Annotated in this window: 7 protein-coding genes; 6 read left to right on the forward strand and 1 reads right to left on the reverse strand. The window is 39.7% G+C overall.

All coding sequences use genetic code 11. The features are described 5' to 3' along the window. Positions 1–487 precede the first annotated feature (487 nt). Complete coding sequence (locus CLV62_RS06165; protein ID WP_110309916.1) at positions 488–1,309, reverse strand: aldo/keto reductase; 822 nt, start codon at positions 1,307–1,309, stop codon at positions 488–490. Positions 1,310–1,738: 429 nt separating this feature from the next. Between CLV62_RS06165 and CLV62_RS22350 the strand changes: the two genes are divergently transcribed. The 6 genes from CLV62_RS22350 (at position 1,739) to CLV62_RS22225 (ending at position 15,311) form a co-directional block, all read left to right on the forward strand. Further along, the gene (locus tag CLV62_RS22350; protein WP_110310019.1) at positions 1,739–1,909 is read left to right on the forward strand and encodes a DUF3915 family protein; all 171 of its coding nucleotides are present in this window, start codon (positions 1,739–1,741) and stop codon (positions 1,907–1,909) included. Positions 1,910–2,066: 157 nt separating this feature from the next. Beyond that, the gene (locus CLV62_RS06175; protein ID WP_317048071.1) at positions 2,067–5,330 is read left to right on the forward strand and encodes a SusC/RagA family TonB-linked outer membrane protein; all 3,264 of its coding nucleotides are present in this window, start codon (positions 2,067–2,069) and stop codon (positions 5,328–5,330) included. Positions 5,331–5,348: 18 nt separating this feature from the next. Continuing rightward, complete coding sequence (locus CLV62_RS06180) at positions 5,349–7,436, forward strand: RagB/SusD family nutrient uptake outer membrane protein (RefSeq protein WP_110309918.1); 2,088 nt, start codon at positions 5,349–5,351, stop codon at positions 7,434–7,436. A 333-nt stretch (positions 7,437–7,769) separates the two neighbouring features. Further along, positions 7,770–10,961 carry a SusC/RagA family TonB-linked outer membrane protein gene (locus tag CLV62_RS06185; protein ID WP_245904024.1) on the forward strand — a complete coding sequence of 1,064 codons (3,192 nt, stop codon included), beginning with the start codon at positions 7,770–7,772 and terminating at the stop codon, positions 10,959–10,961. A 12-nt stretch (positions 10,962–10,973) separates the two neighbouring features. Beyond that, a complete protein-coding gene (locus CLV62_RS06190) occupies positions 10,974–12,947 on the forward strand; it encodes a RagB/SusD family nutrient uptake outer membrane protein (RefSeq protein ID WP_110309919.1) in 1,974 nt (657 codons plus the stop codon). Between the two features lie 6 nt (positions 12,948–12,953). Continuing rightward, positions 12,954–15,311 carry a hypothetical protein gene (locus tag CLV62_RS22225; protein WP_317048072.1) on the forward strand — a complete coding sequence of 786 codons (2,358 nt, stop codon included), beginning with the start codon at positions 12,954–12,956 and terminating at the stop codon, positions 15,309–15,311. The last annotated feature ends 9 nt before the right edge of the window (positions 15,312–15,320 follow it).

Below are 15,320 nucleotides of genomic sequence, written 5' to 3' on the forward strand. Positions count from 1 at the left end.
TAAGTTCAGGGCTGCCCCAATGGAAGAAAATGAATAATGTATCCAATTTACAAGGTATTATTCAGGTAGCTGAATAATATAAATGCCCATATGAATAATAAACATATGGGCATTTCTTCTATAACTAATCAGATATTTGTCTTCCTTTTTTTCTTATTTTACGAGCATTGAAGCTAGTTTTATTATGGTATGTAGTATCTCATGTTTAGCCCAAATCCGATAAAAAAGTCTGTTGTTGGTCATCATTCAAAAAGAAGTCATTTCAAGACAATTATAAAAAATAAACTGTATATCTTTGCTTTTATATAAATATAGTATTAACCAAGCCATTATGTAGGAGTACATGTAGGATATGGCTAAAACCACAAATATCTACATCTGATATACAGTCTATTACTCTTAAAAAGGGATTTCCCATATGGGTAGCCTTTCTTATTTATTTACCTCCGGTTATTCTATTTGCCAAAGCTATAAAAAGGTCTGTGACCTAGAAATTAAAATTATCAGGATCAGATCCCAAGCGCAAATCCTTGTTTAATGAGCTTATTTGTTTAACCTCTGTGTCTGTCAATTGAAAATTGCTGATAGTCAGATTTTCAATTTGCCTTTCTTTATGTACAGATTTTGGAATAACAATTACTCCACGTTCCAGATTCCAGCGAAGTACTATCTGTGCTGCACTTTTGTTATATTTTTTAGCTATCTCCGTAACTACAGGATGAACGAGGATGTCGGATTGTCCTGCACCTAATGGCCCCCAAGCTTCGGGGTATATACCTTTTTCTTTACAATACTTTATAAGGGGTTCTTGAGCGAGATAGGGATAACACTCAATTTGATTTACTGCCGGTACTATTTCAGCTTCTTGTAATAGGTCGTCCAAATGATGAGGGTGGTAATTGCTGACACCTATTGCCTTCACTTTTCCTGCCCGGTATATCTCTTCCATTTTTTTCCATACACTTACATACGTACCTCTCACGGGCCAGTGTACCAGATATAGGTCTACGTAGTTTGTGCCTAATCTTTCTAAGCTTGCATCAAGAGCTTCTTTTACCTTGCCCGAGCGTTGATCGTCATTCCAAAGTTTGGTTGTCAGGAATATTTCCTGACGAGGTACTCTTGAATCTTTAATTGCTTTGCCCACTTCTTCTTCGTTTCCATAAATCATGGCAGTATCAATATGTCTATATCCAACGGATAATGCCGATTTCACTGTTTCGTATGCTGCATTAGCATCATTTACTCTAAATACACCGAGTCCTACTGCCGGTATCTTTACTCCATTGTTTAATATAAATTCTTTCATATATATTATTGTTAAGGTCTCAGACCTGTTGGTTGCTTTGTTGTAGAGGCGGCAAATAATATTTTACACATTATTGTAGTCTGCTAAGAACTATAAATATAACAATTTTTGTTTTCATTAGTTTATAAAACCGTCTTTTTTAGCGTTTTCTCTATTAATCTTTTTGAAGGCTCGTTACTAATAGAGTAGATGTGTTTTTATAAATTTAGATATGAGTTATTACGATCAAATCCTTAATGATTAATCTCATTATGTATAATTGGTAAGGATTAGGATCGGTATATATTTGCAACGATGATGTCGAATACTCATGTTCGAATAATTCAACTTAACTTTAGATCTTATTACCTTTATGTTAAATATATCTCAGCAAATATTTAATACTTCGTTAAATTTCATCTCTGAAAATTTGGTGGGTAACTCTATTTTATTAGAGAGAGAGAGAGAGAGAGAGAGAGAGAGAGAGAGAGAGAGAGAGAGAGAGAGAGAGAGAGAGACTATAAAATAAGAAAAAAACATGTAATATCCTTAAGCCTTTATAATAAAGGGGTAGGTATTACTTTTTATGATATAAAGACAGAAAGCCTGTTTGAGAAATAGTTCTCAGACAGGCTTTTCTGCGTACGTAAATTCGAAAAGAATAGCTGATATAAAAGCTAATACTCCATGAAATTCTGATCTCAGAAGTGAAACGTTAACCTGTAATTTTTTACTGTACAAAATAATATTGAATCCTTAACTCTAAATTTTAAATATCATGAAAAGAAGTGTGAAAAAGTCTAAGAAACTTTTCTGTTTTAAATTTTTACTCCTTTTCCTATTTTTCTCTCTGATGGAAAATCCGGTTTATGCCCAGAACGGCATTACTATTTCGGGAACAGTAAAAGATAATATGGGCGAATTACCGGGTGTGAGCGTTACCGTAAAGGGGGCTACTTCCGGCGTATTTACTGATATTGACGGAAGCTTTAGCCTCTCGGTACCTAATGACAAAGTTGTATTGGTATTTTCATTTATCGGATATGAAACCCAGAATGTTCCGATAGGGGGTGCTCGTAAACTGGATATCGTAATGAAATCTGATGATAAATTGTTAGATGAAGTTATTGTTATCGGTTATGGCACGATGAAGAGAAAAGACCTTACCGGTGCCGTCTCTTCTGTTTCGGCTAAAGAGTTGGCCTCAGTACCGGTTACGACAGCGGCACAGGCTCTTCAAGGTAGAGCTGCCGGTGTAAATATTGTAACAGCCAGTGGTGCTCCCGGAGCAGGGATGCAAATCACAGTCCGCGGTGGAACTTCTATTACACAAAGTACCAAGCCTCTTTATATTGTAGATGGGTTTGAAATGAGCGATGCACTTACCAATATTGATGTTCATGATATTGAAAGTATTGAAGTGCTGAAAGACGCTTCATCTACAGCAATATACGGTGCACGTGGCTCCAATGGTATTATCTTGATAACTACCAAATCCGGAAAGAAAGGAAAAACGATAGTAACTTATAATACTTTCTTCTCGGTTGACAGGTTATCAAAGAAGCTCGATATGATATCAAATGCTGAAGGCTTTGTGAAATATCAGTACGAAATGGCTGAACTGCAGGGAAAAGTAACACAGTGGAGCAATGTCTTCGACAATAGTATGGGTGTCGACTCCCCCGATTTTTATACAGGAGCTTTTAACCGTATAAATAATCGCTACAGAGGAGGAGATGTTATTAATTGGCAGGACGAGGTCTTTGGAGGTTCGGCTTTGACTCAAAGTCATAATATAAGCGTTTCTACCGGAAGCGATCATACACGAGTGCTTTTAAGCTATAATTACAACGGTGAGGATGGTTTGTTATCTAACCATAGTTTTGACAAGAATACAATCAGAGCTAAGGTTAACTCTGAACTTTATAAGGGTATACGTGTAGACTTCAACTCGATGTTCACCAATACGTCAACCGATGGTGGTGGTAAATTTGGTGAAATGAAATCGGTTCTTCTCCAACCAATAAATGGAGGAACAATGTTTACACAGGATCAATTGTTAAACACTCAGACTTATCCCGATTTTTCGAGTCTGGATTCCAGTTTCGACACACCCAACCCTATTGTACAGAATAATGCCTCTACTTCAAACAAGCGTGCACGTTTATTCAATGTCAATGCCGGTTTAGAGTTTGATCTTCTGAAATATCTCACTTGGCGTACTGCGGGTAATTACGCATGGACAAACAGTAAATCTACGTCTTTTTCAGATGAAAATTCGGTGGCATTCCTTACAGATCCTGTCAATACCGGTATTAACGGAAGTATCGGTAATGCCGAATCATTCATGTACCAGGTTACCAATACTCTTAATTATAACCAAACTTTCTCTCAAAAGCATAAAGTAGCTGTTTTGTTAGGTCATGAAATCACTTATAACGAATCTGAAGAAAACAGCATGAAGCTGAAACAGTTCCCATATCCAAACTTCGGGTTGGACGATATTTCAAATGCTACTGTGTCGGAAAAAGAAGCTAAACATTCCCGTAATGGTCTTCTTTCTTTCTTTGCCCGTGCCAACTATATATATGATGAACGTTATTTATTGACTGCCACTATTCGTAGAGACGGTTCATCAAAATTTGCTCAACAGAATAGATGGGGAACCTTCCCTTCAGTTGCCGGAGCATGGCGTATTTCCGAAGAAAGATTTTGGAAGGATAACAAAATTGAGAATACGATTAATAGTTTGAAACTGCGTGTGGGATATGGTGTAACCGGTAATAATGGAATTGGTAATAACCTATATTCTACAACAATGACACAAACAGATTATCCGATTAATAATACTGTCGGTAATCCTGCTTATGTGCCGAGTACTACCTTGGGGAATAAAGACCTGAGATGGGAAACTTTGCATGCAACTAATATAGGTTTGGATATTAGCTTTTTCAACAGTCGCCTGAATCTTACGGCTGAGTGGTATAACAACAAAATCAGCGATATGTTGATGGCATCTGTTATTCCTGCTTCAACAGGATATACCAAGCAATATCAGAATGTAGGTGAGATGCGTAACCGTGGTTGGGAGTTTACTCTTAATACAGTCAATGTACGGACTAAAGATTTTTTATGGTCTACAGATTTTAATCTGTCTTTCAATACCTCAAAGGTTGTTTCTCTTGAAAAAGGACTGAACGAAAAGACTTTCACTGTAGGTGGTAACCGTTCGGGCACTTTAACCTATTATGCTGTTGTAGGTGAAAGACTCGGTGATATGTATGGCTATATATATGACGGAATCTATACAACAGACGACTTTACACAAAATAGCGATGGTACTCTGGTTTTGCGTGAAGGTGTTGTTAAACCGTATGGGGATGCGGTACCTAGCCCCGGCGATATAAAATTTGCAGCGGACAACGAAGAAGGAGATCAGTTTACGCGTAAGTTGGTCAAAATAGGTAATGGCACGCCTGATCTGATAGGAGGATTCAGCAATAACTTTATGTATAAAAGTTTTGACATGAATATTTTCATGAAGTTCAGCTTGGGTAATGATATTTACAACGCAAGTAATCACAGCATGAGCCCATATGCTCTTTTTCAAAATGTCCCCACTGAATTTGGTGATAATTACTATCGCCTGATTGATCCTGTGACGGGTCAGAAAGCTGCCGCATTAGCTCGTTTGAAAGAGTTGAATCCTAATGAATCTTCACGTACATGGAGTTTGAATAACAGGAATTCAAGTTACATCACTTATCCTTCTTCTTATTTTGTAGAAGACGGTTCTTACCTGCGTCTGGCACAAATAACGCTAGGTTATACATTACCTAAAAATTGGTTACAGAAAGCGCTGATTTCTAATGCCCGTATCTACTTTACGGCTAACAATCTGGCAACAATCACCGGTTACTCGGGTTACGATCCGGAAGTTTCGGCAGGGGACAGTGACTATGTAATCAGTACCCCGGGTTATGATAGCTCAACTTATCCACGTTCAAGAAGCTATGTCGTAGGTCTAAACTTAACATTCTAATTTAAAAAGATTTAAATCATGAAAAGGATATCTATAATATTTTTCAATACGAAGAAGACATTTATAATGTCATCTGCTATCGCACTGCTTTTAGCGATGCCATCGTGTAAAGATTGGCTGGATATGCCATCTTACAATGCTTCCGACACCGAAACTGTTTTTTCAGACGAAACGACAGCCGATATGTATGTACAAGGTTGCTACCGTGGTTTGATCCATCAGGAGATGTACTATCAACTCGGTATGGGAGAAACAGTCGTGCATTCGAGTGAAGACGGCTCAACCAATAATTCGAAATACAATGTCTGTAATTATTTTTATGATACAACATCTCCTTATACGGTTACTACGATTTACAAAGAACAATACCGCGTCATCGAGTCTACCAATATTGCCATCAGTCAGTTGAATAAAATGCCTGAGACGGATAAGCGCAATGCATTATTAGGAGAAGCACTTGCTATTCGTGCTTTTTGTTACTACAACCTGATCCGCATTTACGGTGATGTTCCGGCAGTGTGGACCCCGCTTGAGGAAATGGATCCTAATGATGACAATACGTTTTATCCGAAACGTTCTCCACGTGATGTTATCTATGACCAAATTGTTTCAGATTTACAAACAGCTGTCAATTATATCCCTTGGTATTCCGAAGGTGGAAATCCTACGTATGAGCGTCTTACTAAGCAAGGTGCTTATGGTCTTCTGGCACGCGTGGCTCTCTATGCCGGAGGTTATTCGTTGCGTTGGAACTTGGAAACTAACGATGCTTCTAGCATGAAAATGGGACGCCGCAGTGACGAGGCTCGTGTCCGCGAATTATACCAGATTGCCAGTGATGCCTGCCAGGCAGTCGTTTCCAAAGGTGAAAACTCATTAATTCAGAATAAAAATGGCATGAGTGGTTTTCAGCATTTATGGTATAACTTCTGTCAACGGAACTTTGCGGAAACCACTCCCGAAATACTTTGGGAATTGGCTCAATATGGAGAAAATACCAATTCCAATTTCGGAGTACTGGCACAGCCCGGATCCAGAGGTGGTGTATTCGGTTCGCGAAAAGCGATGCAGTTCATGTTACCAACCTATTACCTGTCGTTTGATAGAAAGGATACCCGTCGTGACGTTTCTTGTACAGCCTATAGTATTTACTTTTTAAATGCAGGTGCTGCGAGTGATACCTACGTAGACGTTGGTACTACCCTCTCGTGCATTATGCCCGGTAAGTTCCGCATTTCATGGTGTACCGAACCTCAGGAAGCGGCAAAACGCAACCTCAATATCCCTGTATTACGTTATTCCGATGTATTACTGATGTATGCCGAAGCTCAGAATTATCTGAACAACAGCCCTACACAAGCTGCTAAAGATGCATTACAAAAAGTAAGAGACCGCGCAGGTATCGGTTCAATGCCCGTGCCTTCAGATATGCAAGGGTTTGAGGATGCTATTGTTCAGGAACGTAAGTGGGAGTTTGCCGGTGAATTCAACCTTCGTACCGACTTGATTCGCATGAACCGTTTGGCTAAAGAATTGGCTGCAACAAAACAGGATATGAAAAACCTTTCCGATCGTGCAGGTAAGTATGCCAATACACCTGTCTACCGCTTGTATAAGTTCCAGAAAGATGCACAAAAGTATGGAGATAAATTCTTAGCTCTTGAATACATTGATTTGACAGATGCTGCCGAAATAGCAATAATTAAGGATGTGCCTACTGATGCTGCTGAATACGATGCTTTTCAGCGGAAAGTGGCAGATATGGTAAAAGCACATGGTATTACAATCGAAAATGGAGATAAGTGGTATCCGGCAAATATGTTTCAGGCATATACCAGCTCATACAACGGAAATGCACGCAAAGCAGTAGGTTTTGCTGCCGGTTTCAATGCGTTGCAAATTGGTAACATTATATATACAAAGCCAACAGGGTCGGCTGAAAATGGTGGAAATTATCCTAATTGGATTGAAGCTCCCGACGGAAGTGACGGGCTTTACTATGGTTTTAAAGAAAACTGTGTAGAATTACTTCCTTTTGCAGCTAAAGCAGCCGGTCATCCGATGATCGACAATCCGAACCTGACACAGCATCCGGGCTACAAATAATTGATACGCTTAATCTATAACTCTGGGTAGGAAAGCACGTGCACAAGTTCGTGCTTTTCTCCTACAACTAAAGAATCCGGTTTTCTTAAAATATAATATTAGCCGGTGATTTATCACCCATAAGACCTCACCCCAACCCTTTCTAATAGAGAGGGAGTTGTCTTCTCCCGTTTGGGGAGGTCGGGAGAGGTGTTGCCAAAGCACTAAAAAGGTCTGTGACCTTAATCGTTTTAAACCTTAATTATAAATGCAAGTGTCATGAAAAGAAGTGTGAAAAAGTTTATGAAATTTTTCTATTTTAAATTTTTGCTCCTTTTCTTATTTTTCTCTCTGATGGGAAATATGGTTTATGCCCAGAGTGGCATCACCATAACCGGAACAGTGAAAGATAATATGGGAGAGTTACCGGGGGTGAGTGTTACCTTAAAAGGTTCTACTGCCGGTGTGTTTACAGATATTGACGGAAAGTATGCCGTCACGGTTCCTAATGACAAGGCTGTACTTGTTTTTTCTTTTATCGGTTACGAGACTCAAAACATATCGGTTGGAGGTGCCCGTAAATTAGATGTTGTGTTGGTATCTGATGAAAAACTGTTAGATGAAGTTGTAGTGATCGGTTATGGTACTGTCAGGAAGAAAGATCTAACAGGTGCCACAGCATCGGTCAGAGGTTCCGATTTAACCAATATCCCTGTAACTACAGCAGCTCAAGCTCTGGCGGGTAGGGCAGCCGGTGTGAATGTTATTCAACAGAGTGGTGCACCGGGTGCAGATATTAAAATCGTTGTACGTGGAGGTACATCTATCACACAGGGAACGGGACCTTTGTATATTGTAGATGGTTTCCAGATGGACAACGGTTTGCAGAATGTAGATATTAACGATATTGAGAGTATTGACGTCATGAAGGATGCTTCTGCAACGGCTATTTACGGAGCACGCGGTTCTAACGGTGTTATACTGATTACTACCAAATCGGGAAAGTTAGGAAAAACAGAGGTTTCTTATAATGGGTTCTATAGCTTCAACTCCTTAGGAAGGAAGCTGGATCTGTTAGGAGTCGAAGATTATGTGAAGTATCAGTATGAATTCGATGTGCTTCGTGGCGATGCGAATGGCTTTGCCAATTTCTATGGGGGCGATGTAAATGCAACTGATTTTTATACCGGGGCTTATTCCCGCATTGCGCAGGAGTATGGGAACCGTGCAGGAATTGATTGGCAAGATCTGGTATTCGGCGATACGGGTATTACTCAAAACCACAATATAAATATTAGTGGTGGTGCAGATAAGACTAAATATATCGTGAGCTATAACTATACCGGCGAAGATGGTATTATGAAGAGACATGATTATGCAAGAAATGGTATTCGTGCCAAGATTAATCATGAATTATGGAAAGGCGTTCGTTTCGACTTTGCATCCAGTTTCTTGATGACCAAAGTAACAGGTGGCGGATCGTTGGGTGGCAAACTGAAACAAACGATTCTTCAACCGATTACAGGTGGTGTTAAATGGACGAACGAAGAAATGATAGGCTCCGATATAGGTAATGAGATAGGCGATATTATGCAAGATGCCAACTATGACGCACAAAATCCGATTCTGGACAACCAAGCTATTACGAACGAAAAATATACGCGCTTAACGACTGTTAATGCAGGCTTGGAGTTTGACCTCCTAAAGAATTTGACATTCCGCACAGCCGGTAGCTATATATGGCAACAAATTCGTGAGGATTATTGGGACGATGGTAGTACCAAGCAGGCAAGAGCCAATAAAAGTCCTTATGGATATGGTTCCCGTGACAACAGCGAGAAATTTTCGTGGCAGGTTACCAATACATTGAATTATGCTCTTAATCTGGCAGATACGCACCGCTTTAATATACTTCTGGGTCAGGAAACTTATTATGAAGAGCGGATGAAATTAGATAATGAGTACCGTGAATTTTCGGATGGTAATTTCGGATTGAATGATGTCAGTATGGGAAAACCATATACATGGGAATCGGAAAAGAGTAAGTTGGGACTGGTTTCTGTGTTTGGTCGTGTTTCTTATAATTTCAATGACCGTTACCTAGTTACGGGAACCTTACGTGGTGATGGTTCTTCCAAATTTTCCAAAGGGAAACAATGGGGATACTTCCCTTCTGCTTCGGGTGCATGGCGTGTTTCGGAAGAAGCCTTTATGGAAGATTTTAAATCGGTCTTAAATAACCTTAAGTTTCGTGTGGGTTATGGTACAGCCGGTAACAACAATATTGACAATAATATGTATGCTACTACTTATGGTGCAGGGCATTATGGATACAATGGGGAAGATTATATTACATACATTCCGGGAAAAGTGCTGGGCAATCGTGACCTGCAATGGGAAAAAACTACCACAACTAATATAGCGTTGGATGTGTCTTTGTTTAATAGCCGTTTTAATTTTTCAGTGGATTGGTATAATAATGAATCGTCTAATTTGTTGATAAATAACAAAATACCAACTTCTACCGGATACTCCACTCAGATTCAGAATATTGGTTCTGTTCGTAATAGAGGTATAGAAATTACAATGAATACAACGAACGTCACAACTAAGGATTTCATGTGGACAACTGATTTTAATATTGCTTTCAATCGTTCGAAAGTATTGGATTTGTACGGATCCGACGAACTTAATTACTTTATATCGGATTATGAATCACGTATGGGGTACAAGATCGAAGTAGGCAAGCCTTTAGGACAGTTCTACGGACTTATTTATGATGGCATTTATACTACAGATGACTTTACTCAAAATACAGACGGATCGTATACCTTGAAAGATAATATTCCTTATTTGAAAGGAAGCACTCGTGCCAATGTGAGAGCGGGCGATGTGAAATATAAGAATGTTGCCGGTGAAACCGATGCCAATGGATTGCCAGTTTACTCTATCAACGACCGTACCATTATTGGTAATGCGCAGCCAAAGTTTACGGGTGGTATGAATAATACTTTCAGATATAAAGGTTTCGATTTAAACCTCTTCTTTAATTTTGTATATGGTAATGACGTATTCAATATGAGTACACAGCGCTTTATTGGTCCGTATATGGCTAACCAGAATACACTGTCGAAGATGGCTAACCGTTTTTTATTGATAGACCCTGCAACAGGAGTAGAAAGTAAAAATCTGGCTCGGTTAGCTGAACTTAATCCCAATCAATTCGGCGGTTCTCTGTTATGGAATATCTCATCCAACAATAAAACAGCTATTACCGACCATAGCAGCTATTATGTGGAAGATGGTTCTTATCTGCGTTTGAATAATATAACACTCGGCTATACTTTGCCGAAGACATTAGTCCGAAAAGCCAAATTGAGTAATGTTCGTCTTTATGGTACGCTGAATAACATTCATACGTTTACCAACTATACAGGCTATGATCCTGAGGTATCGGCAAGCGACAAAGCATTGTCTCCGGGTGTGGATAACTCTTCGTATCCCCGCACAAAAAGTTGGGTAATAGGTGTAAATTTAACATTTTAACAGATCGTGAATATGAAAAAGATAATAAATATTTTGGGAGTATCGGTCCTCTTGCTTATGTTCGGCTCATGTCAGGATTGGTTAGACATGCCTTCGGATTCAAAAGCTGACAGTTCTACCATTTTTTCGACAGTGAGCAGGGCAGAGATGACCGTAGTGGGAGCCTATCCCTATCTGTACACGCAGGAATTAGGGTACCAATTGCTGATGGGTACGGACGAATCTAGTTCGACAGAGTCAAACTCTAAGTACAATGTGGCAAATTATGATTATACAAATCTGACAGGGATGTTAAGCTCTACTTACACTACCATGTATCAGGCGATTGAATATTCCAATGTGTGTATTAAGAATTTACCTTCTATGAACGTTTCGGAAAGCGAACGAACAAAAGTCAATTCACTGTTGGGCGAAGCTTATGCTATCCGGGCGTATGCGTACTGGAATATTGTGCGCTTTTACGGTGACGTTCCTTATACAGACATTCCGACTTCCGATTTGACGACCTTCTCTTCTTCGCGCGTTAGTCGTGATACAATATGGGATCATTGCGTAGCCGACTTGCAAAAAGCTGTAGAGTTGCTTCCCTGGAAGAGCGAAGGTATGGTGAAAACTGCGGAACGTTTCACTAAAAATTCAGCTTATGGTATTCTGGCACGTGTAGCTTTATCTGCTGCCGGTTATTCCTTGCGTTGGGATTTAGGTACAGTGCCTTACAATAAAGGTTCGGTAAAGATTGCACAGCGCGACAATGCCGCCCGTATCAGGCAATTGTACCAGATTGCCGCTGATGCTTGTGCCGCCGTTATAGCAAAAAATGAAAACAGTTTATTGGGTAACTACGATCAGGTCTTTCGCGATTTAGCCCTGAAACAATATAATAATGAGACAATGCTCGAATATGGTTGTGTTGGAGCCAATGCTCCGGATGTACGTACAGGTTATGTCAATGGAGTTCCGGTGAACGGTACGAGTGCAGCATTCGGTAAAGGCGGGCCTCAGATGATAGTTATGCCGACTCTATACTTTGAGTTTGATGAGGGTGACCAGCGCCGCGATGTATCGGTTTGTAATTATGGCATCCTGTCAAATGATAACCTGCAGATGAGCACTTATCTCGGAGCCTGTTTAGGGAAATATCGTATTGATTGGAAGAGCGAACGTGGTACTTCAGACAGCAAGCGCGATATTAATTTTCCCTTATTACGCTATTCGGATGTATTGCTGATGTATGCCGAAGCGTTGAATGAGTTAGACAATGGTCCGAAAGAGAAAGCAATCAATGCTTTAAAAGCGGTTCGCCTGCGGGCATTTAAAAACGATGCCTCTAAAGTTGGCACTATCCCCTCGGGGTATAGCAATTTCAAAGATGCCATTATACAAGAACGTAAACTGGAACTTTCGAACGAATCGTTACGTAAGAGTGATCTGACACGTTGGGGTATTCTCTATGAGCATCTGACTGCAGAAAAGGCGAAATTGTTTCAATTGGCAAGGCGTGAAGGTAAATATAGAAATGTGGGTGTATATCGTGCTTATAAAACAGTGAAAGGTGTTTTTAAAAATCCGGTTGTTGCAGTTCCTTATATCTCTATGAGTGATGGTGATATCGCTTCTTTGAACCTTACAGCTGTTGAGAGCACTACACTGAATACGCTAAATGCGTCCGGTAAAGGTTATTTGGATAAAACTCTTTATGAAAATAAAGCCACCGGTCAGGTTTATTATACACAGAGTGCTGTGCCCGAGGGAGCTGAAGTTACAGCAGTATCTTATACTATATTGAATATGTTTGGCTGTCATTCTGTGAAGCAGATAGGTGGGCTTTCTCTGGAAAATGTCGAGGGATTGGCTTCGGTGAATACATGGATTCAAGAAATGTTTTATGGCATGCAGAAAAATATGGTAGAGATTTTACCATTCAATACTACTAATATCATTGATGTAAACCCCGGACTTACCCAACAGCAACATCCTTCGTATTAAAAGAATATGCAAAGAATTCTATTGATATTATTAGTCTTAATGTTTTATGCCTGTAATCTCTCAGCACAAGCTTTAGCTTTTCCAACAGCCGAAGGATATGGTAAGTATACAACAGGAGGACGTGGAGGACAAGTGCTTGTAATTACAAATCTGAATGATTCGGGAGAAGGTAGCCTTCGTGATGCTATTGAGCAAAAAGGACCACGTATTGTAGTTTTTGCTGTAGACGGAACGATAGACTTAAAATCCAAACTTATCATAACAAATGACAGTATAACCATTGCCGGGCAAAGTGCGCCCGGCGATGGCATCTGTCTAAAAGGGTATCCCTTTTACATACGTGCCAATAATGTGATAGTGCGTTATATCCGTTCACGGATGGGCGATCTTCATGCAATAGAAGATGATGCTATAGGAGCGATAAAAGTAAAAGACTTAATAGTTGATCATTGTTCTGCTTCGTGGTCTGTGGATGAGTGTCTTTCGATTTATAATTCAGAGAATATAACTGTACAATGGTGCATGATTACCCATAGCCTGTCAAAGTCTGTACACTCAAAAGGATCGCATGGTTTTGGCGGTATTTGGGGAGGGTGCGGAGCTACTTTTCATCATAATCTGATAGCTCATCACAGTAGCCGTAATCCTCGTTTTGCCTCTGATGGATGTTCACCTGTAGACTTCCGAAATAACGTAGTTTATAATTGGGGGTTCAAATCTGCTTATGGAGGCGGACGTAATGGTAAAGTAAACTTTGTAGGAAACTACTATAAACCCGGTCCTGCAACATCTGATAATAAACGTGCATGGTTTCTTGATCCGGCAGAAGATGGTACAGGCTCTTATTATCTATCCGACAATGTGATGGTAGGGAGTGATCTTGTAACTTCGGATAATTGGAAAGGAGTAGGTACGGCTAACAGAGTCCGTGCGAACGAATCGTTCCCTTTTGTCGCAATTAAGCAAAATTCACCAGAGGTGGCTTATCAACGAGTATTAGCTGAGTCGGGTTATAGTTTACATCGGGATAGTTACGATGCTCGTGTAATTGAAGAAGTCAGGAAGGGCACAGCCAATGGCGGTGAAACTTATGGCGGGGGAAATAAAGGAATTATTGATTCTCAAAATGCTGTCGGTGGATGGCCTCAATTAAAACAGGGAAAATATACCAAAGACAGCGATGGAGATGGCATACCCGATGAATGGGAAGTAAAGCATAAATTGAATCCGAATAACAGTAAAGATGGAAATATGTACAATCTCAGTAAAGATTATACAAATATTGAAGTTTATCTGAATTCTTTAGTAGATTTAGATGCGTATTATTTTTCTGTCATAAAAAAAGAGCAGAATAAAGATATCATACAGAAATATCCACAGGATAAAATTTCGGATTTCAGCAAGAATCTTCAACCTATGGGACGAATTCTCGAATCGGAAGGATATTATGTTTGGTGTTGTGCTCCTATTTATGGCGAAGATGGTAAAGTTCATGTATTTTATTCTCGCTGGTTAGAGAAGTACAAGATGGGAGGTTGGATACATAAATCCGAAATTGCCCATGCTGTAGCTGATAAAGCCGAAGGACCTTATACCTATGTAGAAACAGTTCTTGCTCCTCGTGAGGGATATTTTGATGCAACTACATGTCATAACCCACATATACAATACCTGAATGGTATCTATTATTTATTCTATATGGGTAATAGCGATGGTACGGTTTATACAAAAAGGATTGGTTTAGCGAAATCAAAATCAATAAACGGACCTTGGATCAGATCGGATAAACCGATTCTTGAAGCAGGAGAAACAGGGGCTTGGGATGATTGTAATACAACTAATCCGGCATTTGTGTCTAATCCAAACGGAGAGGCATGGTTATACTATAAATCGTGGAATAAGGAAGCTTATCAGAATGAAAAAGGAGCCATAAGAGCCAATCGGAAATACGGTTTGGCAATTGCCGATAATATCGAAGGAGAGTATAAAAGATATGAGAATAATCCCGTTGTCGATTTCTCAAAATATGGAGAAAATAAGCAAGTTGAAGATGCTTATGTATACATCGAAGACGGTAAATTTAAAATGTTGATGCGGGATATGGGATATTTTGACCACGAAGTAGGTTTGATTTTTGAATCTACGGATGGTCTTAACTGGTCGGAACCTCAAATTGCCTGGTTTGGAGCCGATGCTTATTTGGAAGAACCTCCTGCTCCTTCACACTTAAAGAGATACGGACGTTTTGAGCGTCCTCAGTTATTAATGAAAGACGGGAAACCGGCATATCTTTTCAATGCTATGCAAGGAGGACAGTATGGCACGTCTTCCGGTTTTGTGTTCAAAATTAAGTCAAATGAATAATCGTTTTAC

The sequence above is a fragment of the Indolivaga alginatilytica genome (genome assembly GCF_003201355.1).
Classification (GTDB): Bacteria; Bacteroidota; Bacteroidia; order Bacteroidales; family Dysgonomonadaceae; genus Dysgonomonas_A; species Dysgonomonas_A alginatilytica.

Bases quoted from the DNA above. Each gene is read 5' to 3' on its own strand.
- CLV62_RS06175 (WP_317048071.1), top strand. From the start codon at position 2,067: ATGAAAAGAAGTGTGAAAAAGTCTAAGAAACTTTTCTGTTTTAAATTT.
- CLV62_RS06190 (WP_110309919.1), top strand. From the start codon at position 10,974: ATGAAAAAGATAATAAATATTTTGGGAGTATCGGTCCTCTTGCTTATG.
- CLV62_RS06180 (WP_110309918.1), top strand. From the start codon at position 5,349: ATGAAAAGGATATCTATAATATTTTTCAATACGAAGAAGACATTTATA.
- CLV62_RS06185 (WP_245904024.1), top strand. From the start codon at position 7,770: ATGGGAAATATGGTTTATGCCCAGAGTGGCATCACCATAACCGGAACA.
- CLV62_RS06165 (WP_110309916.1), bottom strand. From the start codon at position 1,309: ATGAAAGAATTTATATTAAACAATGGAGTAAAGATACCGGCAGTAGGA.
- CLV62_RS22225 (WP_317048072.1), top strand. From the start codon at position 12,954: ATGCAAAGAATTCTATTGATATTATTAGTCTTAATGTTTTATGCCTGT.